Genomic DNA, 22460 nt, shown 5'->3' with positions numbered 1-22460 from the left:
ATGCCGAAACGGCGTCAGGTCGCCACGGCCTTGCCGTTCACCGGCTTCTCCTCAGCCGAGGCCTGCGGCCTCAGCTTGAAGAGGATCAGCAGCGGCGCGGCGATGAAGATCGACGAATAGGTGCCGAACACCACGCCGAACAGCATCGCCAGCGTGAAGGAACGGATCACCTCGCCGCCGAACAGCACCAGTGCCAACAGCGCCAGCGATGTGGTGACGGAGGTCAGCGTGGTTCTGGACAGCGTCTCGTTGATGGCGTTGTTCAAGAGCTGCGGCAGCGGCATCTTCTTGTATTTTCGCAGATCCTCGCGAACGCGGTCATAGACCACGATGGTGTCGTTCAGCGAATAGCCGATGATAGTCAGGATGGCCGCCAACGACGACTGGTTGAACTCCAGCCCTGACAAGACGAAGAAGCCGATCGTCATCACCACATCGTGCACCGTGGCCACGATGGCGCCGACGGCGAACTGCCATTCGAAGCGGAACCAGACATAGAGCAGGATGCCCGCCAGCGCGATCAGCATGGCGATCGTGCCCTGCTTGGCCAACTCGCCTGAGACCGTCGGCCCGACCACCTCGACGCGGCGGAAGTCATATTGGTCCTGCAGTTCGCCCCGCACCTTGTCGATCACGGTCTGCTCTGCATTCTCGCCGGCATCCTGCGTGCCGACACGGATCAGCACGTCGTTCGGCGCACCGAACTGTTGCACCTGGATCTCGCCGATGTTGAGCTCGGAGAGCCTGCTGCGGATGTCGCCAAGATTGGCATCGCCCTGCTTGGACTGCACCTCGATCAGCGAGCCGCCCTTGAAGTCGATGCCGTAGTTGATGCCAAGGGTCAGGAACCCGACGACCGACAGGATCGACAACGTGCTGGAGAGAGCAAATGTCCAGCGGCGGATGCCCATGAACGGGATCTTCGTGCCCGGCGGAATGAAGGTGACCGGCGCGCGCGGCAGTTCCTTCGGCCGGGCGCGGCGCAGCCAGATCGACACCAGCATGCGGGTGAAGGTGAAGGCGGTGAAGACCGTGGTCAGAATGCCGATCGCGTAGGTGATCGCAAAGCCCTTGACCGGCCCTGTACCCAGCCAGAACAGCACCACTGTGGCGATCAGCGAGGTGACGTTGGAATCGACGATCGTCGCCAGCGCCTTCGAGAAGCCGGTGTCGATCGCCTGGATCACCGAGCGGCCGGCTCGCCGCTCCTCGCGGATGCGCTCGTAGATCAGAACGTTGGAGTCCACCGCCATGCCGATGGTGAGCACGATACCGGCGATGCCGGGCAAGGTCAGCGTGGCGCCGAGCAGCGACAGCGCGCCGACGATCATCGCCACGTGCACGGCCAGAGCGATGTTGGCCAGGAAACCGAGGAACCCATAGGCGACGAACATGAAGGCGACGACGAGGATTGAGCCGATCACGCCAGCCACCTTGCCGGCGTGGATGGAGTCCTGACCAAGGCCCGGGCCGACGGTACGCTCTTCGATGATGGTCAATTTGGCCGGCAGGGCGCCGGCGCGCAGCAAGACGGCGAGGTCGTTGGCGCTCTCGGTCGTGAAATTGCCGGAGATCTGGCCGCTGCCGCCGAGGATCGGCTCGCGGATCACCGGTGCCGAAATCACCTGGTTGTCGAGCACGATGGCGAACGGCTTGCCGACATTCTGCTGGGTCGCCTGGCCGAACCTGGTCGCCCCGCGCGAATTGAAGGTGAACGAAACCACCGGCTCATTGGTCTGTGAATTATACGTCGGCGTCGCATTCGACAGGTCTTCGCCCGAGACGATAACGCGGTTCTCGACGAGGTAGGGAACCGGAGGATCGTCCTGCGAATACAGGACCGAGTCGCCGGCCGGCGGGCGATTCTTCATCGCGTCCTGGACCGGCACCGACGTGTCGACCATCTGGAACGTCAGCTTGGCGGTCTGGCCGATGATGTCCTTGAGCCTTTGCGGGTTCTGGAGCCCGGGCACCTGGACCAGGATGCGATCGTCGCCCTGCCGCTGCACGATCGGCTCGGTCGTGCCAAGCGCGTTGACGCGTCGCTCGACCACCTCGATCGCTTGCGAGAGCGCGGTCGAGGTGCGGTATTTGATGCCCGCATCCGTGACGGTGAACTTCAACAGCCCAGGCTCGGAATCGTCCAGCGCCATCGACTGCACGGAGCCTCCGGCAAACAGACCGGCTGCGACCGGGTTGGTTATCGGCTTCAGCGCTGCCTTGGCGGCTTCGATCTGGCTCGAATCGTTGATGCGCACCTGCACGGTTCGGCCTGTTCCGCCAAGGCCGGTATATTGGATCTTGGCATCGCGCAGCAGCGTCCTGATCTCATCGCGCGTCGTCTGCAGCTGATCCTTGATCAGGTCGTTCTGATCCATCTGCAGCAGGATGTGCGAGCCGCCCTGAAGATCAAGGCCGAGCGTCATCTGCCGCTTCGGAACCCAGCTCGGCAATTGCGCCAGCATGCTCGCCGGGAAGAGATTGGGCGCGGCGAGGATCACTGTGATGGCCACGGCGAGCCAGATCAGGATCATCTTCAGGCGCGAGAAATAGAGCATTCGTTTTATCCGTTCAGGCGTACAAGCGGCAGCGTTCCGCCATCGAGGTTAGGATTACTTCTTGGCGTTCTGGTTCGCCACCGGCTCGCCCTTGACGCGCACGTCCGAAATCGTGGAGCGCAGCGCCGTCACCTTGGTTCCGCCGCCAAGGTCGATCTCCAGCTCGTTGTCGTCGATCACCTTGGTCACCTTGCCGACAAAGCCGCCGCCGGTCACCACCGTGTCGCCGCGGCGCACCGCCGACAGCATCTCCTGGCGCTTCTTCAGCTGCGCGCGCTGCGGCCGGATGATCAGAAAATACATGATCACGAAAATCAGGACAAACGGCAAAATCGAGATCAACATGTCTGGCGAGGCGCCGACGCCCTGGGCGTATGCCGGTGTAACGAACATCAAGAAACTCCTGGATGGTGAAATACCGCCGGGGCGGCCCCGCGAAAATTTGGCCGGAATATAGTCGGTAAACTTGCCAATGCAACTGCGCTGCGAGCCCGATCCGTTGCTTTTCCAGCCGTTTGCGGCGTGCTAGAGCGTCGCAGCGGAAGCGGCTTGGAGGCCACCGAAAAGATCATGCTCCAACAAAAGCTTGGGCCTGGTTCTTGCAGCGATGTCATGGAAGCCGCTCCCACACGCTGAAATACCTCGATAAAAAGACCTGACATGACCGACAGCATTGACGCATTGAACAAGAAACTCGACCGCCTGATCGAGGCAGTCGCTCGCCTTGCCCCGCCGCCCGTGCCGCAGACCGACCTCGGCGTTGCCGACTGTTTCGTGTGGCAGGCGGACCCTGGCTTTCTGGAACCGGTGCGCAAGGTCAACCGCGTCGACATCGGCCTGATCCGCGGCGTTGACCGCGTGCGCGACATCCTGCTCGACAACACCGAGCGCTTCGCGTCCGGCTATGCGGCCAACAACGTGCTTTTGTGGGGCGCGCGTGGCATGGGCAAATCGTCCCTTGTCAAGGCCGTGCATGCCACCGTCAACGCCTCCGACAAGCTCGACCGGCCGCTGAAGCTGATCGAGATCCACCGCGAGGACATCGACACGCTGCCCAAGTTGATGGGTCTCCTGAAGGCGGCCCCCTGGCGCTTTATCCTGTTTTGCGACGACCTTTCCTTCGACCATGACGACACGTCGTACAAATCGCTGAAGGCGGCGCTCGAGGGCGGCGTCGAGGGCCGGCCCGGCAACGTCATCTTCTACGCCACGTCCAACCGAAGGCATCTGTTGCCGCGCGATATGATCGACAATGAGCGCTCCACCGCCATCAACCCTTCGGAAGCGGTCGAGGAAAAGGTCTCGCTATCCGACCGTTTCGGCCTGTGGCTCGGCTTCCACAAATGCTCGCAGGACGAGTATCTCGACATGATCGACGGCTATGTCCGCTACCACGATCTGGCGATCGACCCCGAGCAGCTGCGCGCCGAGGCGCTGGAATGGGCAACCACGCGCGGCAGCCGTTCCGGCCGCGTCGCCTGGCAGTTCACGCAGGACCTCGCCGGGAGGCTCGGCAAGCCGCTGAAGGATTGAAACGTTAACGTCACCTGGGCGACTGCGCCCGTCGCAAGTCGCGCGGCGTCTGGCCGATTTCGCGGCGCATCCAATGCGCCAGATGCGACTGATGCGCGAAGCCCGTCAATGCTGCTACCTCGCTCGTGCTCAGACCGCCTTGCTTGAGCAGAACGCGCGCCCTTTCCACGCGGCGTCGCAGCACGTAGCGATGCAGGGTGACGCCCGTCGCCACCTTGAACCATGTCCGCAAGTGCGAGCTGCTCGCGCCGGCAACCCGGCTCAGCCGGTCAATCGAAAGCGGCTCGTGGAGAGCGGTCTCTATGTGTTCCAGAACCCGCTTGAGCTGCGCATCCGACAACCGGTTCACTCGAACCACGTCCGGGCCATCGAGACCGAGCAGCCTCACCGCAAGGGCGGCGCCGATGCTGTCGGCAAACAAAGGGCCGCTCGGCGCGCCGGCATTGAGGTCGCTCTGCAGCGCTCGGGCGAGATGTTCGATGCGCTGGTCACGCAGCAAATGGCGTGTGTCGAGCCGCGACGCTCGCGCCCTGCCGCCAAGTTCCGCGGCGACCCTTTCCATCAAGGCCGGCTGCAAGATGATCTCAATCGTCTCGAACGGGGTTTCGGCGTCGAAGCCGCCCTCCTCGCCAGCCGGCACTAGGTCGATATCGCCGGCGCGCCTGACGAAATATCGCCCGACCTGGTTGCAGTAGGAGCGCGTTGCCGCGCTTGCATGCACCATGATGCGATGGTGTGGCGCCCGGGACAGGCGATGGACGCCTGCTTCAACATGCCGGGAGACCATTGCTACGTCGGACGAGGATCGGGCCGGCTCGAATTGCGAAGGCATGCTCTCTCGATTCATGGCAAAACCTGTCCAAGATTTGGCAATTCCCGCGCGATTTTCAACGCCGTGAACTCGTACTCACGCCTCTCCATCAAGCTTGGAAGAGAGGTTGCCATGAGTTTCTATGTTGTTGTCGGCGCGGGCCCGGTTGGGCGCGAGACGGCTCGCCGTCTTGGCGAAGAAGGACACGACGTCGTTCTCACAAGCCGAAGCGTCGGTTCGAACGCGTTGCCGAATGTGCGGACCATACAGGCTGACGCCACGGACGCCGCGGAGCTGTCACGCCTCTGCCGAGGCGCCGATGCCATTTTCATGTGCGCCATGGCCACATATCATCGGTGGCCGACCGACTTTTTCCCCATAATCGACGGCACCGTGCGCGCGGCGGAAGCAGTCGGCACGAAGCTCATCGTGCTTGGCAACCTATACGGTTATGGCGAAAATGCCGAAAAGCCGCTTCGCTCCGACATGCCGCTGGACCCGACTTCGAAGAAGGGAACCGCCAGGACCATCATGTGGCAGCGGGCGGTCCGCGCCAGTGTGCCGGCGATCGAAGTGCGATCCAGCGACTATCTCGGACATGGCGCGATCAGCTACTTCTCGCTGGTCGCGCTGCCCTCCATTATCGAGGGCAAGCCCACCGCCTTTATTGGAGACCTCGATGCAACCCATGCCTGGGCCTTCACCAAGGACGTCGCCAGCACGCTTGTCGCGGCCTCTCGCTACACGGGTGAATGGGGACGGGCGTTTCATGTTCCTTCGCAGTACGCCTCGCCCCGCGAGCTCATCCGGAAAACCGCGGCAATGCTCGGACAAGAGATCCCGGAAACACGCTCCTATTCCATCCCCGAGATGAAAGCCCTGGGCATGCATGAGCTCATCGAGATGCGATACCTGTTCGAGAGCCCCTTGCTGGTCGATAGCTCCGACGCGGAGACGCTTCTTGGCGTGAAGGCCAGCAGCCTTGAAGAGATGATCGCCGACACGCTGCGCGATCACCTCTGAACCTTGCGGGCAGGCATCTTGCACGAATCTGAAAAAGCCCGCTCCTTGCGGAGCGGGCTGAAGACGGCGGGCCGGACTGGAGGTCAGGCGGCCCGCAAACGGTTCTTGTTCTATTCGAGGTAGCCGGTCGGATCGACCGGGGCCGAGTTCTTGCGCACTTCGAAGTGCAGCTTAGGCGAGTCGGTGGTGCCGCTCATGCCGGACAGCGCGATCTCCTGGCCGCGCTTGACCTTCTGGCCGCGCTGCACCTCGATCGAGCTCGCATGGCCGTAGACGGTGACCAGGCCGTTCTCGTGCCGCACCAGCACGGTGTTGCCGAACTCCTTGAGGCCGTCGCCGGCATAGATGACGACGCCGTTCTCGGCTGCCTTGATCGGCGTTCCTTCCGGCACCGCTATGTCGACGCCGTCCTTGCCGGAGCCGAAGCCCGAGATGACCCGGCCGCGCACCGGCCAGCGCATCTTGCCGATCCCGGTCGCGTCGGGCGCCACCGCATCGTCGTCTTCGGCCTGCTGGATGACCTTGGCGTCCTTCTTAGGCGGCGTATAGGAGGCGAGCGTCTCGGTGGTCTTGGCCGCCGGCGGCGTCGTTGCCGTCGTCACCGGATCGACCGCCGGCTTGGTGGCCGCGGGCTTTGCCGCGGCAACGGCGACCGTGCCGCCGGCCGGAATCTTGAGCGTCTGGCCGATCTTGAGCAGGCCGTCCTGCATGCCGTTGGCCTTCTTCAGCGCCACGACGCCGACGCCGGTCTTCCTGGCGATCGAGGACAGCGAGTCGCCCTGCTGCACCGTGTAGGAGCCGCCGGCGCCGGCCGGCTTGGCCTCGGCCATCTGCGACGCTGGCTTGGGGTTCTTCGAGCCGCTGGCCGCGGCCGACGTGTCGACCTGAGCGGCCGACTTGCCGTCCTTGATTTTCGGCTGCTGCGGCAGCACCGCGACCTTCTCCGGTGCGCCGGCAGGCTGCTTCGGCGTATTCACCGGCTTGCCCTCGGCAACCTTCGGCTCCGCCTTGCTGGAATAGGCATAGGCGGGAATGACGATCTTCTGGCCGCTGCGGATGCCCTTCTTCGGATCGATCCCGTTGACCTTGGCGATAGCATCGGCAGGCACGTGATAGTGCTGCGCGAGGCCCGAAAGCGTCTCGCCGTCCCTGACCACGATTTCGGTCGCATGTGGGGCAGCACTGGCGTTGCGCACGGCGTCGGGCTCGGCCGCCTTGAACGGCTTGGCCGGCGCGACGGTGTTGGTGGTCGTTCTGTCGACATGCGGCGCGGGAGCAAGCGCGGGAGCCGGAGCAAGTGCCGGGGCTGACGCTGTGCGCATCGGCCTGGCCGGCGCGGCGGCAGGCTGCGAGGGCGGCGGCAGCTGCTGCGCCGTGACCGGCTCGAGGCTCGAGCGGCTCACCGACTGGGTGTGGGTGCCGTCGACCGGCGCCGGAGCGACCGTGTCGCCCGGATAGGGCTGGTCGACATTCTGCTTGTTGATGATGGCGCGCTGATTGTTGGTGGATGACGTGAAGACGTCGTCGACACCGTTGAAGCGCATCGACTGGGAACTGCACCCGGCCGCCGCGCCGGCAATCATCAGGACAGCGCAACCGCGCGCCAGATTACGTCTGTTTGCCTTCAAGTGATTGAATTGCATCGCACTAACCCGCACAGACCCGGTACAAACTGGTCACGATTAAAGCGCGTTAATGTTACTGGGCGGTTAACCCATTAGAATCCGACGAAAATTTTCTTAAAACATTGGCGGGAATTTTAGCGAGGGCTGTGAGGCCCTTAAATCATCATCGCGACGCTGCGCAGGATCGGCTGCAGCCTGACCATGCCGATGTCCTCGCGCTCGAAGCGGCTGCCGACCTTGGTGAGCTTGGCCAGCACCTGCTCGCCCTCTTCCGGGCCGATCGGCGCGATGACGATGCCGCCGCTCGACAGTTGGTCGAGCAGGAAGCGCGGCAGGCTGTCGAAGGCGGCCCAGGCGACGATACGGTCGAACGGTCCTTCATTGGGCAGGCCGTTTGACCCGTCGGCCTGGCGGGCGATGACGTTGCTGATGGCGAGCGCCTCGAAACGCTGCTTGGCCTGCTCGGCCAGGGTCTTGTAGCGATCGACGGTGATGACGCGCGCCGCAAGCCGCGACATGACAGCGGCCGTGTAGCCCGAACCGGTGCCGATCTCGAGCACGCGGTTGCCCGGCTCGATGTGGAGCGCGGCGATCACCGCCGCCTGCAGATCGGCGCCCTCGATCGCCTCGCCGCATTCGATCGGCAGCATGCCGTCCGACCAGGCGACCGCATGGAACTGCGCCGACAGGAAACCGCGCCGCGGCGTCGCCTCGAAGGCGGCGACCAGCGCCTTCGGCGCCGCGCCCCTGCCCCGCAGCCTGAGCAGGAAAGCGGCAAAACCTTCGCGGTCGTCGAGGCCCGTATTCATGCCAAAACCTATTTTATGACAGCGCCTTGGTCAGTTGGTCGCGGAGTTCATGGGCGGTGAGGTCGAGTTGCAGCGGCGTCACCGACACCAGCCGGTTGCGCAGCGCATGGAGATCCGTGCCCTTCTTGCCTTCGACCGGCTCGCGGCCGAAGCGCAGCCAGTAATAAGGCAGGCCGCGCCCGTCGCGCCGCTCGTCGACCCAAAGGCTGTGCACCAGCTTGCCCTGCGCGGTGACGACGGTGCCCTCCACCTCGTCCGGCGCGCAGTTCGGGAAATTGACGTTGAGCAGCACGCCTTCCGGCAGCGGCGTCTCCACCAGTCGCTTGAGCAACGCCGGCGCCAGCGCCTCGGTCGTCTCGTAAGGCACGACGCGATCCTCGCCGACATAGGAATAGGCCTGGCTCACCGCGATCGAGCGGACGCCGAGCAGCGCGCCTTCCATGGCGCCTGCAACGGTGCCCGAATAGGTGACGTCGTCGGCGATGTTGGCGCCGGAATTGACGCCGGACAGGATCAGATCCGGCGGTCCGGGCAGGATTTTCTTCGTTCCCATGATGACGCAGTCGGTCGGCGTGCCGCGCACGGCATAGTGCTTCTCGCCGATCTTGCGCAGCCTGAGCGGCTCCGAGATCGACAGCGAATGCGCATAGCCGGACTGGTCCTGCTCCGGCGCGACCACCCAGACATCGTCCGACAGCGTGCGGGCGATGCGTTCGAGCGACGCCAGCCCCTCGGCGTGGATGCCGTCGTCATTGGTCAGGAGAATGCGCATCAAGTCACTTCGCTTCGATCTTGGCGAGACCACCCATGTAAGGCCTCAGCACTTCAGGAATGGTTACGCTGCCATCCTCATTCTGGTAGTTTTCGATGACGGCTATGAGAGCGCGGCCGACCGCGGTGCCCGAGCCGTTCAACGTATGGACGAAGCGATTGCCCTTGCCGTCCTTGTCCTTGTAGCGGGCATCCATGCGCCTGGCCTGGAAATCGCCGCAGACCGAGCAGGACGAGATTTCACGATAGGCGTTCTGCCCCGGCAGCCAGACCTCGATGTCGTAGGTCTTGCGCGCGCCGAAGCCCATGTCGCCGGTACAGAGCGTGACCGTGCGGAACGGTAGGCCGAGCCGCTTCAGCACTTCCTCGGCGCATTCAGTCATGCGCTCATGCTCGGCGAGCGAGCTTTCCTGGTCGGTGATCGAGACCAGCTCCACCTTGTAGAACTGGTGCTGACGCAGCATGCCGCGCGTGTCGCGGCCGGCCGAGCCCGCCTCCGAGCGGAAGCATGGCGTCAGCGCCGTATAGCGCAGCGGCAGTTTTTCATGCGCGGTGATCTCTTCACGCACGAGATTGGTGAGCGGCACTTCCGCCGTCGGAATGAGGCCAAGCCGACTGTCGCCATGCGGCGTGAAGAACAGGTCGAGCTCGAATTTCGGCAGCTGATTGGTGCCGAACAATACCTCGTCGCGCACCATCAGCGGCGGGATGATCTCTTCATAACCGTGCTCGGTGGTGTGCAGGTCGATCATGAACTGGCCGAGCGCCCGCTCCATGCGCGCCAGCTGGCTCTTCAGCACCGTGAAGCGCGAGCCGGACAATTTCGCCGCCCGCTCGAAATCCATCATGCCGAGCGCTTCGCCGATCTCGAAATGCTCCTTCACCCAGTTCGGGCGCATCGGCACCTCGCCGACGATGCGCTTGACGACATTATCGTGCTCGTCCTTACCAACCGGCACGTCTTCAAGCGGCACGTTGGGCAGAACCGCCAGCGCGTCGTCCAGCGCCTTGTCGAGCTCGCGCTCGCGCGCCTCGCCATTCTGGATGAACGCCTTGATCTCGCTGACCTCGCCCTTGAGCTTGTCGGCGAGCGCTGAATCGCCTGAACGCATGGCGTTGCCGATCTCCTTCGAGGCGGCGTTGCGGCGTTCCTGCTTGACCTGCAGCTCGCTGAGATGCGAACGCCGCGCTTCGTCCTTCGCGACCAGGTCGTCGACCGTGGACTGCGCTTCGCCCGCCGGCCACGAGCGCTTCACCAGCGCCTCGACAAGGGCCTTGGGGTTGTCGCGAATCCATTTGATATCAAGCATGGTCGATCCTCAAAAGTAAGGATCGAGGGGGTAAACCGCATCCGCCATCGATGCAAGACGCCGGTTAGGCGCATCGCCGCGATTCCCGACCTGGGGTGCGTCCAGTTTCCCCAGCACAGGGATTTTGACCGGTCGGCTATGTTTGCGTTGGCAGGCGGCATGGCTTTGAGATTGGCCGAAACGCCCATCGCGATCGTCATTCTAGGGCGGAGCAGGAGCGAAGCTCCGTCGCGAAGACCCTGGAATCCATGCCGTTACCTTCGCCAAGGCGTGCAACGGACCAAAATTCTGCACCGCGGCGGCGCTTCCAAGTCACGGCATGGATTCTATGGTCTGCGCCGCGTCGCTTCGCTCCTTACTTCGCCATAGAATGACGACGTTGGGGCGGCTTCAACCAATCCCGGCGTTTGGGCTGATTTCACGGACATGAACCGAGAATCCTGCACCAAGACAAACGGCAGCCTTCAAAATCCCTGTGTCGGGCGACTTACGCCGACGGCGCATCCGGCGTGTTGCTGGCGGCAGAGCTCCCCGCCTCCGCCTGCTCGCGTGCCAAGCGGTCGCGCGCCTGGCTGCGCTCGATCATGCGCGAGGACCAGATGGCGACCTCATAGAGAATGATGGTCGGGATGGCGAGGCCGCACTGGCTCATCGGATCGGGCGGCGTCAGCACGGCGGCAACGACGAAGGAAAGGACGATCGCCCATTTGCGCTTCTCGGCCAGCGCCTGCGACGACAATATGCCGACGCGGGTCAAAAGGCTGGTCACCACCGGCAGCTGGAACACCAGGCCGAAGGAGAAGATCAGCGTCATGATCAGGCTGAGATATTCCGACACCTTCGGCAGCAAGGAGATCTGCACCTGGTCGTTGGTGCCGGTCTGCTGCATGGCCAGGAAGAACCACATGACCATCGGGGTGAAGAAGAAATAGACCAGCGAGGCGCCCATCACGAACAAGATGGGCGATGCGATCAGGAACGGCAGGAAGGCGCTGCGCTCGTTCTTGTAGAGGCCGGGCGCGATGAACTTGTAGATCTGAGTGGCGATCAGCGGGAAGGCGATCACCATGCCGCCGAACATGGCAAGCTTCACCTGGGTGAAGAAGAACTCCTGCGGCGCGGTATAGATCAGCTCGACCTTATGCGGGTCGAGCCCTGCCCACTGTGTCGCCCATTTGAAGGGGACGACCAGAAGGTTGAACAGGCGTTTGGCGAAGAAGAAGCAGACGAGAAAGGCGACGAAGAAGCCGCCCAGCGACCAGATCAGGCGGCGGCGCAGCTCGATGAGATGCTCGATCAGCGGCGCGGACGATTTCTCGATTTCTTCCTTTTCCTTGTCCGAAACGCTCACTTGGTCCCGCCCGTCATCTTCTTGCCGTCGGTTGCCTTCTTCGCGACCAGCTTCTTCGCCGCGGCAGGTTTTGTCTCAGTCTTGGGCGCCACCTTGCTGGCGGGCGCGGCGGCTTTAGCCGCAGCCGGCGAGGATTTGGCCGGCGCTTTCGCTGCCGACGGCTTTGATGCCGCTGCTGTTTTCGCCGCTGCGCCGGCGGTCCTTGCCTTGGCGGTCACCGCCTTTTTCGCCGGTTTGGCCGGCACGGCGGTGTCCGAACCCGGTGCGGTGACGGAGGCGTCGGTCATGGCCGGGAAGGCTGGAGCGGCAGAGGCAGCCTCGGGTCCACCGACGCCGGGCAGGTCCGTCGCACCGTTCTTGAGCGGCTCGGCGGCCTGCGGCGTTTCCGCTGCCGGCTCCGCCGGATCGGCGGCCGGCTTGGGCTTCATCATCGTATCGACCCCGGCGCGCACATCGGCCGCGGCCTGCTCGAACGGATTGAGCTGCTTGCGCACCTCGTTCATCGGATTGAGGCCGCGAAGACTATCGATCGAGCTCTTCACATCGTCGAGCTCGGCTTCCTTCAGCGCTTCGTTGAACTGCTTCTGGAAGTCGCCGGCCATGGCGCGCAGTTTCGCCGCGGTGCGGCCGAAGGTGCGCAGCATGTTGGGCAAATCCTTAGGCCCGACGACCACGATCATGACGACCGCGATCACCAGCAGCTCGCTCCAACCGACTTCGAACATGACAATCTATTCCGACGGGTGCCTGCCGCCCAAAAATGCGAAGCGGTTTTGGGACAACGGCATGCTCAAAGCAACAACCAAGATCAGCTCTTGCTGACCTTTTCCTTGGCCGGCGAAACAGTCTCGTCAGCGCGATGTTCGACGGTACGCTTGTCGTCGGCGTCGTCGTCGGCCATGCCCTTCTTGAAGCTCTTGATGCCCTTGGCCATGTCGCCCATCAGTTCCGGGATCTTGCCGCGGCCGAACACCAGAAGCACGATGACCAGCACGATCATCCAGTGCCAAATCGAAAATGAACCCATAACAATCTCTCTCGAATGGTTTCCCTCGGCGATGATCTATGCGTTTTCGCTCGGGGATTCAAACACAACCGCTACGAAGTTGATAAAATGGCTAGCGGATGTCACGCACTTTCAGCGTGAGCGGCTTGCTACGAATCCGCGCAGCCTCTGCTAATAGACCATTCGCGGCGATTTGATGATCACTCGTCGGTGACGCGCGGCGTCAGCAGCCCGAGCTCCTCGAGGTCGATATCGGTCAGCGCATCCTCGTCTTCGGCGAGCGCGTCCGGATCGGCCGGCGGAACCGGCATCGAGAAATTCGCCGGCATGCGCGTCGAGAGCAGGCCAGCGCCTTTCAGCTCTTCCATGCCGGGCAGATCGCGGATTTCCTCCAGCGCGAAATGATCGAGGAAAGCGTCCGTAGTGCCGTAGGTCACCGGCCGTCCGGGCGTGCGGCGGCGCCCGCGCATCCTGACCCACTCCGTTTCCAGCAGCGTGTCGAGCGTGCCCTTCGACGTTTCGACGCCCCTGATGTCCTCGATCTCGGCGCGCGTCACCGGCTGGTGATAGGCGATGATCGCCAGCACTTCGAGCGCCGCGCGCGAGAGCTTCCTTTGCTGCACGGAGTCCCGGCTCATCAGGAAAGCCAGGTCGCCCGCGGTGCGGAAGGCCCAGGCATCGCCGACCCGTACCAGGTTGACGCCGCGCTTGGCATAGATTTCCTGCAGGTCCGCCATTGCGGCGGCAATGTTGACGCCTTCCGGCAGGCGCGCGGCAAGCTGCTTTTCGCTGACCGGCTCGGCACTGGCGAAAATAATCGCCTCGGCCATGCGCACGGCTTCCGACAACTGCAGCCGCTCGGCGGGGTTTTCGATGGAACCCTGCTCGGCCATCTCGTCTTCCGGTTCGTCCTCGACCTTGAACGGGATGACCGAAGCGTTGGCGCGTTCGCTCATGATACCACCTCGACTGCCCTTACCCCTTCTGCGCGGCCGCGCAGATAGATCGGCGCGAACACCTGGTCCTGCCGCACTTCCAATTTGCCCTCGCGCACCATTTCGAGCGTCGCCGCGAAGGAACTGGCCATCGCCGTGCGCTTCTCTTCCGGCGCCGCCAGATATTCGATCAGGAAGCTGTCGAGCGTCGTCCAGTCGCCGACCGAGCCGATCAGCCGCGCCAGCACCTCGCGTGCATCCTTGAGCGACCACACGGCGCGCCGGGCGATCGTCACATTGTTGATCGCCTGCCGCTGGCGCTGCTGCGCATAGGCGGTGAGCAGATCGTAGAGCGAAGCCGAAAAGCTGTTGCGCTTCTCGACAATGACCATTTCCGGCATGCCGCGCGCAAAGACGTCACGGCCAAGGCGGTTGCGGTTCACCAGCCGCGCCGAGGCGTCGCGCATGGCTTCAAGGCGCTTCAGCCGGAATTGCAGCACGGCCGCCAGTTCCTCGCCGCTTTCGCCCTCTTCGCCCGGCTGTTTCGGTATCAAGAGCTTCGACTTCAGGAAAGCGAGCCACGCCGCCATCACCAGATAGTCGGCGGCAAGCTCTAGCCTCAGCGCCCGCACTTTTTCGACGAAGGCCAGATATTGCTCCGCGAGCGCCAGGATAGAAATGCGCGCCAGATCGACCTTCTGGTTGCGGGCAAGATGCAAAAGAAGATCGAGCGGGCCTTCGAAACCCGCCACGTCGACGACCAGCGACGGGTCGCCGGTCAAGCGTGAATCGTCGTTCTCGGCCCACAGGCGGTCCATCGGTGCGGCCTTCGCGGCCTTGCCTTCCAATGTCTCCGCCACTTGCCTTTCGTCCCTTCGGTTTAGGCCACCGCTTCGAAATAGGTGGCGAATTCTGCGCGTATGGCCGTTTCATCGGCGGCGTCGCGATCCTTTATATAGGTCAGCGCCCGCTCGGCGCGCTGCAAAGACTTGCCTGACAGCGCCGTCGTGCGCGACGCGATCCCCGACATCTCCTCGAAAACGCCGTTGCAGTGAAGGACGAGATCGCAGCCGGCCGCAAGGATTGAGGCCGCCTTTGTCGGGAAATCCCCAGAAAGTGCCTTCATCGACGTGTCGTCGCTCATCAGCAGCCCGTCGAAGCCGATCTCGCCGCGGATCACCTGATCGACGACTTTGGCGGACGTCGTCGCCGGATTGTCAGGGTCGACCGCGCTGTAGACGACATGCGCCGTCATCGCCATCGGCAGCTCGTTCAACGCCTTGAACGGGGCAAAATCATGCCGTCTGAGCTCCTCGATCGGCGTATCGATGGTCGGCAGCGCGAAATGCGTGTCGGCAAAGGCGCGGCCGTGGCCGGGAATATGCTTCATCACCGGCAGCACGCCGCCCGACATCAGCCCCTCGGCCGAGGCCCGGCCAAGCTCGATCGCAGCATTGGGCTCCTTGCCATAGGCGCGCGCGCCGATGACGTCGCTGGCGCCTTCGACGGGCACATCGAGCACCGGCAGGCAGTCGGCGGTGATGCCGAGGCGCGAGAGATCGAAGGCATGCAGCCGTGCCATCAGCCAGGCGGCGCGGCGGCCTGCCTCGCGATCGTCGCGCCACAATGCGCCAAGCGCGCCCCCGGCCGGGTAGTTCGGCGCCAGCGGCGGGCGCAGGCGCTGCACCCGGCCGCCTTCCTGGTCGATGAAGATCGGAGCGTCGGGGCGACCGATGCAGTCGCGCATCGAGGCGATGAGGTCGCGGATCTGCCCGGCCTCGCCGATGTTGCGCGCAAACAGGATGAAGCCCCAAGGACGTTCGTCCCGATAGAAATGGATTTCGTCCTCTGTGAGGGATTTCCCGGCGCAGCCGAGGATCATGGATTTTGATTCGCTCATGCCCGGAAGCTTAAGGCTTTGAGCGAGCCAAGGGAATCACCCCTGCCCTCGGACCAGCAAAAGCCCGCAACCGTCCACAACGAAAAGCCGGCGCGGCCTCGCGGCGGCGCCGGCTTTGATAGGCTTGATTTAATCAGCGCGATACGAAGCAGTTGCCGCCGGCAGCCTTGTAGCTGGTGCAAAGGCTGATCGCATCGTTGCGCGACTGAGCCGCAACGCGGACGCGGTAGAAGGTGCCCTTGCCCGCGACCTCGGCCTTGACGATGTTGGCCGTGCGACCGGACAGCACGCCGCCATAGCGGCGCTGCAGGTCCTGATAAGTCGACTGCGCGCTTTCGACCGTCGGCTGCGAGGCGATCTGCATCGACCACGAGCCGCCGCCGGCGGCCACCGCCGGATCGATCGAAGCGACCTGGTCCGGCTTGACCTCGCCGACGATATCGACCGGCTGGTCGGACGGACGCGCCGGCGCCACCGGCACCACTGCCGGCGTGTTGGCCGACTGCGCCTTGGCTTCGGTCTTCTTCGCGGGTTTCACCGGCTTGACGGCCGGCGCATCGGCCTGGTCCGTACCGGCCTGGCCTGCGTCGGAACCCACGGTTCCCGTCTGCTGGCCGTCGGAGGCCGGCGCGACATGTTGCGGCGCCGGATCGCTCGGTTCGGCCGCGGCGACCTTCGGCGCAGCGGCTGGAGCCGGGTCCTCGCGCGGCACCAGCGAGCCGTCGGGTTTCACCATCATCGTCTTCACCTTGCGCGGCGCGACGGCGACGACATCGTTGTTGGCGGTGTTCTCGGCATCCTGCTGCAGCACCTGGGCGATGCGGTCTTCCGATTTCGGCGCCGGTGCCGCCGGCTGCGCGCTTGCCGGCGCGGCAGGTTGCGCCCTTGCGGGCACAGCCGCTTGCGCGACACCGGGCAACGCTGTACCTGGATCGCTGGCGGCGTCAGTGCCGGCCGCGGCGCCATTATCGTTGGGCGAAAGCTCCACCACGCGGCTCTGCGGCGGTTCCTTCGATGCCAGATCCACGGGCTGCTCGGTGGTGTTCACCAGCTTCTGCTGCACCGGCTCGGCCGGCTTGGCCGGCTTGGCCGCGCCGCCCTTGGCGACCGCGTCGTAAACCTTGTTGTCCTGGTTCGGCACCACCGTGCCGCCGGGATTCTCGGGCTTCACCTTGATCGGCGAATTGTCGGCCTTGACGATCACCGGGGCCGCGCCGCCGCCTTTGCCGCCGAAGGAGAAGGCCAACGCGCCAAGGCCGCCGAAAACCACCACTGCACCGACGAGCGCCGCGATCATCACGCCGCGCCGGCGCGGCTGCGCCGCCTCGCGCTCGGCGAGCCCGGGGATCGCCATCGCTTCTTCGAGCTCGGGATCATAGTCGAGCTCATCGGCGGCGAAATCGTCCGCCTGCGAAACCGGCCGGCTGCCGGGCAAATCGTCGGCGTCGTAACCGTTCGCGACGGCAGACGCAGCCGGGGCCAATGGAGCCGCCGGAGTCTCGGCACGCAAGTCGCGACGATCATAGCCGTTGAAGCCGGCATTGTAGGATTCGTCGTCATAACCGCGGCTCTGTGTCGGCGCCGACGCGATCTCCGTCGCGTTCATGTCGGTGAGCAGGCTGGCGAATTCCGCATCGAGATCGTCATATGCGGGTGCGGCCGGCTGGTCCTCTTCGAAGCTGAGCTCCGGAATGTCGAGGTCGTCCGCGAGCGCGACCACGCGCTCCGGCACGTCGACCGTCTCGACGTCGGGCATGTCATCATGCTCGCGGGCTTGCGGCACGGGCGTCTGCGCCGGCTTGGCGTAGGCGGAATAATCCGTAGCCGGTTCGCTGCGGTAGGCCGGCGCCGCCACCTGCGTTGGCGCTGAAGGCGCGGCCATCTGCACCGGCGCTGCCGGCTGCGCAAAAGAAGCCTGTACCGGCGGAGCAGAGGTGGGGGTCGAACGGCTCCACGACCTCGCCGGCTCGGCGTTCGTCGAATGCGGCCAATCGGAAGAATTCGCCTTCGCCCGCGCGGCCTCCTGCTCGGCCTCGATACTCCGGGCGAAAGCGGCGCCGAAAGCGTCGTCGTCAAAATCGACCGCGGGCTCTGCCTTGGCCGAGGTTGCAAAATCCTGGTGATCGAGCTCGCTGGCGAGCAGGTCGTCCAGGTCGCTTTCAACCGGCTGACCGCCCTCGCCGCTCTGCGACGGCTGCTGCTCGTCGAGATTCCAGTCGAGATCGTCGGTCTCGGCCTTCTCGCTTTCGTAGCTCGCAGGTTGCGCAACCAGCCGCGGCGCGGGAGCAGGCTCCCTGATAGCCGGCATCGGCCGCGCAGTCATGGCGCCAAGCAGCGCATTGAGCTCGTCTTCCAGGCTGCGCTCGCTGGCGGCCGGCTTCACGGGTTCAACGGCGGCGCTCGGCGGAACCGGAGCGGCGACGACGGGAGCCGCCTCGGCGACCGTCGGCTGCAACGCGGCAACGGGCTCGACGGCCGGAGCTTGCGGCTCCTCGTTCAACGCATCGCGAAAGCTCAGCTCGAAATCGTCATCGAGGGTCAGCGCGGCGGCAGGTTCGGGCGCCGCGAGCTCCGGCTCGGCGGCAAAGTGAGCCGTCTCGGCCGGCGCCTCGACCGTCGGCGCAGGCTCGTCGTCAAGCGACGGCTCAGGCTCTTGAAGATCCTGACCCTGGCCGAGATCCATATCCTGGCCGAGATTGATATCGACATCGGTCATCGCCTGATCGAAATGACCGGCAAAATCATCCTCGGAAATCAGCGGGGCGGCTGCATGAGCTTCGACCGGCTCGGCGGCCTGCGCATGCTGCTCCGGCTCGTGGCTCTCAAACGACAGCTCGTCTTCGAGCGACATCTGGACCGCGTTGTCGAAATCGGCGTCGAACGCCGCCTCGCTTGCGGCCTGCATGGCCTCGACGGCGTCCTGACGCGCGTCGGCCGGCTCTTGATCGTCGAGGTTGGCGAGTTCTTGATCGTCGAGGTTGGCAGGCTCGTGATGGTCGAGCTGGAAATCCTGGTCCAGCGAAGCCGCCATTTCCCGGTCGATCGCAAGATCATCTTCGACCGGCGAGGCATCGAGCGAACTGGCGACGGCCTTGTCGAAATCGTCGTCGAAAGCGACTTCCGGCTCGGAAGGTTCTTGTGGCTCAGGCGCGAAATGCGGCTCAGATGCAAAATGCGTCTCTGGCGCGACTTCCGGTTCGGGCGCCACCTGCGGCTGCGGCGCAAAATCCGGCTCCGGCGCACGGGCCACGGCGAAGTCGGCATAATCCGCCGCGTCGTCGAACACGAAATCCTGCTCGAAGGAGGCGGTAAGCTCGTCGTCATTCGCGGCGGCGGCAGCCTCGAAGGCCGGCTCTTTGCTGATCTGATGCAGTGCAGCCTGCTGAGCGACCGGCGCGCTTTCCTCGACGGAATCGAACTCGCCCATCAACTCCTTCTCAAGGTCGATGTCGAAATCGTCAGCCTCCACGGTCTGATTGGCCTTTTCGGCCGCGGGGGCCGGCTGCCTCACCGGCTGGCGCGGATCGAAACCCATGATCCGGGTCAGTTCAGCGAACGGATCATCGTCGGCGATGTCGTTGTGGTCGGCTACTTTCAGCGGGGTTCTGTCTGCCATTATTGTTCCCGAACTCGCACACAGTCGGACGCCATGGACGTCGCGCAGGGTTGGCCCTTACCAGCGCAATGTGGGCAAAAGGTGACAGGTTTTTTAGTTAAACCTAACGCATTTCGATGGGCGCGTCTGCCCCGATCAGCGTCAGGCCGGAGGTCAAAACATCCGAAACAGCCTGCACCAGCCCTAGTCTGGCATAAGTTGATTCTCGGTCGTTAACCTTAACAAAACGTAAGTCCTGGTTGTCGTTGCCGCGATTCCACTGTGCATGGAAGCCGGAAGCCAGATCGTAAAGGTAGAATGCGAGCCGGTGCGGCTCCAGCGAAAGCGCCGCGGATTCGATCAGCCGCGGATATTCGGCCAACTTCCGGATCAGCGCGATCTCGCCCTCGTCGGCCAGCGCAGCCACCGAGGCCGCGAGCCGGTTGCGATCGAAGTTCGCCTCGCCGAGCTGCTCGCTCGCCTGCCTGAAAACGGAATGGCAGCGCGCCGACGCGTACTGCACATAGAACACCGGATTGTCCTTCGACTGCTCGGTGACCTTGGCGAAGTCGAAATCGAGCGGCGCGTCGTTCTTGCGGTAAAGCATCATGAAGCGGATCGGGTCGCGGCCGACCTCTTCCACGACCTCGCGCAGCGTGATGAAATCGCCGGATCGTTTCGACATGCGGACCGGCTCGCCATCGCGGAACAGTTTTACGAGTTGGCAAAGCAGCACGGTGAGATTGACGGCATCGCCGGCAACCGCGCGCGCCAGCGCTTCGAGCCGCTTGACGTAGCCGCCATGGTCGGCGCCGAGCACATAGATCAGGTCGACGAAGCCGCGGTCGACCTTGTCCTTGAGATAGGCAACGTCGGCGGCGAAATAGGTGAAGGAGCCGTCCGACTTGACCAGGGCCCGGTCCATGTCGTCGCCGACCGCGGTCGAGCGGAACAGCGTCTGCTCGCGATCTTCCCAGTCGTCCGGCTTCTCGCCCTTGGGCGGCGGCAGCTTGCCCTTGTAGATGTGGCCCTTCAGCGTCAGGTCGGCGATCGCCGCCCGGATCTTCTTGGCGTTGTCGGCATGCAGCGTGCGCTCGGAGAAGAACACGTCGTGATGCACGTTGAGCAGCGCCAGATCCTCGCGGATCATCGCCATCATCGCATCGACGGTGCGGTCCTTGACGATCGCCAGCGCCTCCTCTTCCGGCATCTGCAGCAGGCCGCGGCCGAATTCCTTGGCCAGCGCCTCGCCGACGGGGACCAGATAGTCGCCCGGATAAAGACCGGGCGGGATCTCGCCGATATCGTCGCCAAGCGCCTCGCGGTAGCGCAGCAACGCCGAGCTGCCGAGCACGTCGATCTGCGAGCCGGCGTCGTTGATGACGTATTCCTTGGTCACGTCGTAGCCGGCGAAGGCCATCAGATTGGCCAAAGCATCGCCGACCACGGCGCCGCGGCAGTGGCCGACATGCATGGGGCCGGTCGGGTTGGCCGAGACATATTCGACATTGGCCTTGCGGCCGCCGCCGACGGTCGAGCGGCCATAATTGCGCCCCTCGCCGAGCAGCGCCGTCAGGTGCGTGTGCCAGAAGCCGTCCTTGAGCCTGAGATTGACGAAGCCCGGCCCGGCGATCTCGGCCGAGGCAATATCAGCATCGCCCCGTAGCGCTTCGGCCAGTTTCTCGGCAAGCGCGCGCGGGTTCTGTCCGGTGGGCTTGGCCAGCACCATCGCCGCGTTGGTGGCGAGGTCGCCATGGCTAGCGTCACGCGGCGGCTCGACCGCGACACGCGACAGGTCGGGCGCGGCCCCATCCTTGTCTTTCAGGTCAAGGGCTTCGACAGCTTTTATGATCCGCGCGTTGAAATCGGCGAAGATATTCATCGGAAGTGCTCTGGGCTTTAAGAGGCGACCGGCTCGACGGCCGGCAAAATCGAGGCTCGCCCTAGCTCAAATCGGGCGTATGGTCAAACAGACGCCGATGTTCCTTCAAGGCATAGGTGTCGGTCATGCCGGCCAGGAAGTCGGCGACGCTGCGCGCCTTGATGCGATCCTCCGCCCGGTCGAGCCCTTCGCGCCATCCGTCGGGCATGGCGCGCGGATCGGCGAAATAGACGTCGAACAGCTCGCGCACGATCTGTTCGGCATCGGCCCGCACGCGCATCACCTCCGCATGCCGGTAGAGATGCTTGTAGAGAAAGGCCTTCAGCTCCTTTTCGGCCGCCGCCATGCTGGCCGAGAAGGTCACCAGGGTCTCGCCGGCCGCGCGCACCGCGTCGGCGCTGTCAGGCTTCAGGCGCTCGATATTGGCGGCGGTCGATGCGATGACATCTTCGACCATCAACGTGATCTGCCGGCGCATCAGCTCGTGGCCGGTGCGCACATCGTCGAGCTGAGGATATTTGGCGCGCACGCTGTTCAGGATCGAGCCGGGTAGACCGACCTCTCCAAGCATATCCAGCGTCAGCAGGCCGGCGCGCAAGCCGTCATCGATGTCATGGGCGTTGTAGGCGATGTCGTCGGCGATCGCCGCACACTGCGCCTCGATGCCGGCGAAACGGTCGAGCTCGAGATCGTGCAGCTCCGAATAGTCGCGGATCGCCTGCGGCACCGGGCCCTTGAGCCCCTTCCCGCTCGCGTCGGTCAGCGGGCCGTTGTGCTTGACCAGCCCTTCCAGCGTTTCCCAGGTGAGGTTCAGCCCGTCGAATTCGGCATAGCGCCGCTCGAGCCGCGTGACGACGCGCAGCGACTGCGCGTTGTGATCGAAGCCGCCCCAGGCGGCCATCTTCTCGTTGAGCGCATCCTCGCCCGTATGGCCGAAGGGCGTATGGCCGAAATCATGCACCAGCGCCACGGCTTCGGCGAGATCCTCGTCGCCGCGCAGTGCCCGCGCCAGCGCGCGGGCGATCTGCGCCACTTCGATCGAATGCGTCAGCCGTGTGCGGTAATGATCGCCCTCATGCGCGACGAAGACCTGCGTCTTGTGCTTCAGCCGGCGAAAGGCGGTGGAATGGATGATGCGGTCGCGGTCGCGCTGGAACGGTGTGCGGGTCGGGCTTTCCGGCTCGTCGAACAGGCGTCCGCGCGAGCGCGCCGGGTCGCTCGCATAGGCCGCGCGCGGCCGGTCGCCGAACCCGATGTCGCCGAGAGCATCCTTGCCGTGCCGCTCGTCCATTGACCCACCAGTTGACTCAGGCTTGCCCGCTTCATACCTATCATGTGAAACCGAAAGCAA

At 64.3% G+C, this 22460-nt stretch carries 18 protein-coding genes; 2 read left to right on the top strand and 16 right to left on the bottom strand.

Annotated elements, in window-relative coordinates:
• Positions 1 to 14 precede the first annotated feature (14 nt).
• Together secDF and yajC are read right to left on the bottom strand one after the other, a co-directional pair.
• Positions 15 to 2558, bottom strand: coding sequence for a protein translocase subunit SecDF (secDF, locus tag FJW05_RS01710; protein ID WP_140627274.1), 2544 nt, complete (start codon positions 2556 to 2558; stop codon positions 15 to 17).
• Between the two features lie 54 nt (positions 2559 to 2612).
• The gene (gene yajC / locus FJW05_RS01705) at positions 2613 to 2951 is read right to left on the bottom strand and encodes a preprotein translocase subunit YajC (protein ID WP_095765024.1); all 339 of its coding nucleotides are present in this window, start codon (positions 2949 to 2951) and stop codon (positions 2613 to 2615) included.
• Between the two features lie 267 nt (positions 2952 to 3218).
• Here yajC and FJW05_RS01700 point away from each other — a divergent pair, with 267 nt between their 5' ends.
• Positions 3219 to 4091 carry an ATP-binding protein gene (locus tag FJW05_RS01700; protein WP_140627272.1) on the top strand — a complete coding sequence of 291 codons (873 nt, stop codon included), beginning with the start codon at positions 3219 to 3221 and terminating at the stop codon, positions 4089 to 4091.
• Between the two features lie 10 nt (positions 4092 to 4101).
• Here the strand turns inward: FJW05_RS01700 and FJW05_RS01695 are convergent, their stop codons facing one another.
• Complete coding sequence (locus FJW05_RS01695; RefSeq protein WP_181164821.1) at positions 4102 to 4938, bottom strand: AraC family transcriptional regulator; 837 nt, start codon at positions 4936 to 4938, stop codon at positions 4102 to 4104.
• A 96-nt stretch (positions 4939 to 5034) separates the two neighbouring features.
• Between FJW05_RS01695 and FJW05_RS01690 the strand changes: the two genes are divergently transcribed.
• Complete coding sequence (locus FJW05_RS01690) at positions 5035 to 5925, top strand: NAD-dependent epimerase/dehydratase family protein (protein WP_140627268.1); 891 nt, start codon at positions 5035 to 5037, stop codon at positions 5923 to 5925.
• Between the two features lie 110 nt (positions 5926 to 6035).
• Here FJW05_RS01690 and FJW05_RS01685 read toward each other — a convergent pair whose 3' ends face one another.
• The 13 genes from FJW05_RS01685 to FJW05_RS01625 form a co-directional block, all read right to left on the bottom strand.
• Complete coding sequence (locus FJW05_RS01685; RefSeq protein ID WP_140627267.1) at positions 6036 to 7568, bottom strand: peptidoglycan DD-metalloendopeptidase family protein; 1533 nt, start codon at positions 7566 to 7568, stop codon at positions 6036 to 6038.
• Positions 7569 to 7705: 137 nt separating this feature from the next.
• Positions 7706 to 8359 (bottom strand): protein-L-isoaspartate(D-aspartate) O-methyltransferase, encoded by a 654-nt coding sequence (locus FJW05_RS01680; protein WP_140627265.1) that lies wholly within the window; start codon positions 8357 to 8359, stop codon positions 7706 to 7708.
• 13 nt (positions 8360 to 8372) lie between these two features.
• On the bottom strand, positions 8373 to 9131 hold the full coding sequence (surE, locus tag FJW05_RS01675) for a 5'/3'-nucleotidase SurE (protein WP_140627262.1): 759 nt from the start codon (positions 9129 to 9131) through the stop codon (positions 8373 to 8375).
• A 4-nt stretch (positions 9132 to 9135) separates the two neighbouring features.
• Entirely contained in the window at positions 9136 to 10440 is a 1305-nt protein-coding gene (serS, locus tag FJW05_RS01670) for a serine--tRNA ligase (protein ID WP_140627260.1), read from the bottom strand.
• Positions 10441 to 10927: 487 nt separating this feature from the next.
• Positions 10928 to 11791 carry a twin-arginine translocase subunit TatC gene (gene tatC, locus FJW05_RS01665; RefSeq protein WP_140627258.1) on the bottom strand — a complete coding sequence of 288 codons (864 nt, stop codon included), beginning with the start codon at positions 11789 to 11791 and terminating at the stop codon, positions 10928 to 10930.
• Positions 11788 to 12516: a Sec-independent protein translocase protein TatB gene (tatB, locus tag FJW05_RS01660; RefSeq protein ID WP_140627256.1), complete on the bottom strand. Its 729-nt coding sequence runs from the start codon at positions 12514 to 12516 to the stop codon at positions 11788 to 11790. Before tatB ends, tatC begins: the two co-directional genes overlap by 4 nt.
• An 83-nt stretch (positions 12517 to 12599) precedes the next feature.
• The gene (locus tag FJW05_RS01655) at positions 12600 to 12818 is read right to left on the bottom strand and encodes a twin-arginine translocase TatA/TatE family subunit (protein ID WP_027167260.1); all 219 of its coding nucleotides are present in this window, start codon (positions 12816 to 12818) and stop codon (positions 12600 to 12602) included.
• Positions 12819 to 12997: 179 nt separating this feature from the next.
• A complete protein-coding gene (scpB, locus tag FJW05_RS01650) occupies positions 12998 to 13753 on the bottom strand; it encodes an SMC-Scp complex subunit ScpB (protein WP_095765016.1) in 756 nt (251 codons plus the stop codon).
• On the bottom strand, positions 13750 to 14550 hold the full coding sequence (locus FJW05_RS01645; RefSeq protein WP_140546603.1) for a ScpA family protein: 801 nt from the start codon (positions 14548 to 14550) through the stop codon (positions 13750 to 13752). Before FJW05_RS01645 ends, scpB begins: the two co-directional genes overlap by 4 nt.
• Positions 14551 to 14612: 62 nt before the next feature.
• Positions 14613 to 15632: a beta-N-acetylhexosaminidase gene (nagZ, locus tag FJW05_RS01640; RefSeq protein WP_140627255.1), complete on the bottom strand. Its 1020-nt coding sequence runs from the start codon at positions 15630 to 15632 to the stop codon at positions 14613 to 14615.
• Between the two features lie 133 nt (positions 15633 to 15765).
• The gene (locus FJW05_RS01635; RefSeq protein ID WP_140627253.1) at positions 15766 to 19248 is read right to left on the bottom strand and encodes an SPOR domain-containing protein; all 3483 of its coding nucleotides are present in this window, start codon (positions 19246 to 19248) and stop codon (positions 15766 to 15768) included.
• Between the two features lie 103 nt (positions 19249 to 19351).
• Positions 19352 to 21109 carry an arginine--tRNA ligase gene (gene argS / locus FJW05_RS01630; RefSeq protein WP_140627251.1) on the bottom strand — a complete coding sequence of 586 codons (1758 nt, stop codon included), beginning with the start codon at positions 21107 to 21109 and terminating at the stop codon, positions 19352 to 19354.
• A gap of 61 nt (positions 21110 to 21170) precedes the next feature.
• Entirely contained in the window at positions 21171 to 22400 is a 1230-nt protein-coding gene (locus FJW05_RS01625; RefSeq protein WP_140627249.1) for a deoxyguanosinetriphosphate triphosphohydrolase, read from the bottom strand.
• Between the last annotated feature and the right edge of the window lie 60 nt (positions 22401 to 22460).

Origin of the sequence: Mesorhizobium sp. B2-9-1, from assembly GCF_006439455.1 — a bacterium.
Classification (GTDB): domain Bacteria; phylum Pseudomonadota; class Alphaproteobacteria; order Rhizobiales; family Rhizobiaceae; genus Mesorhizobium.
Note: the sequence above shows the minus strand (reverse complement) of the source record. Positions and strands in the feature narration are given on the sequence as shown.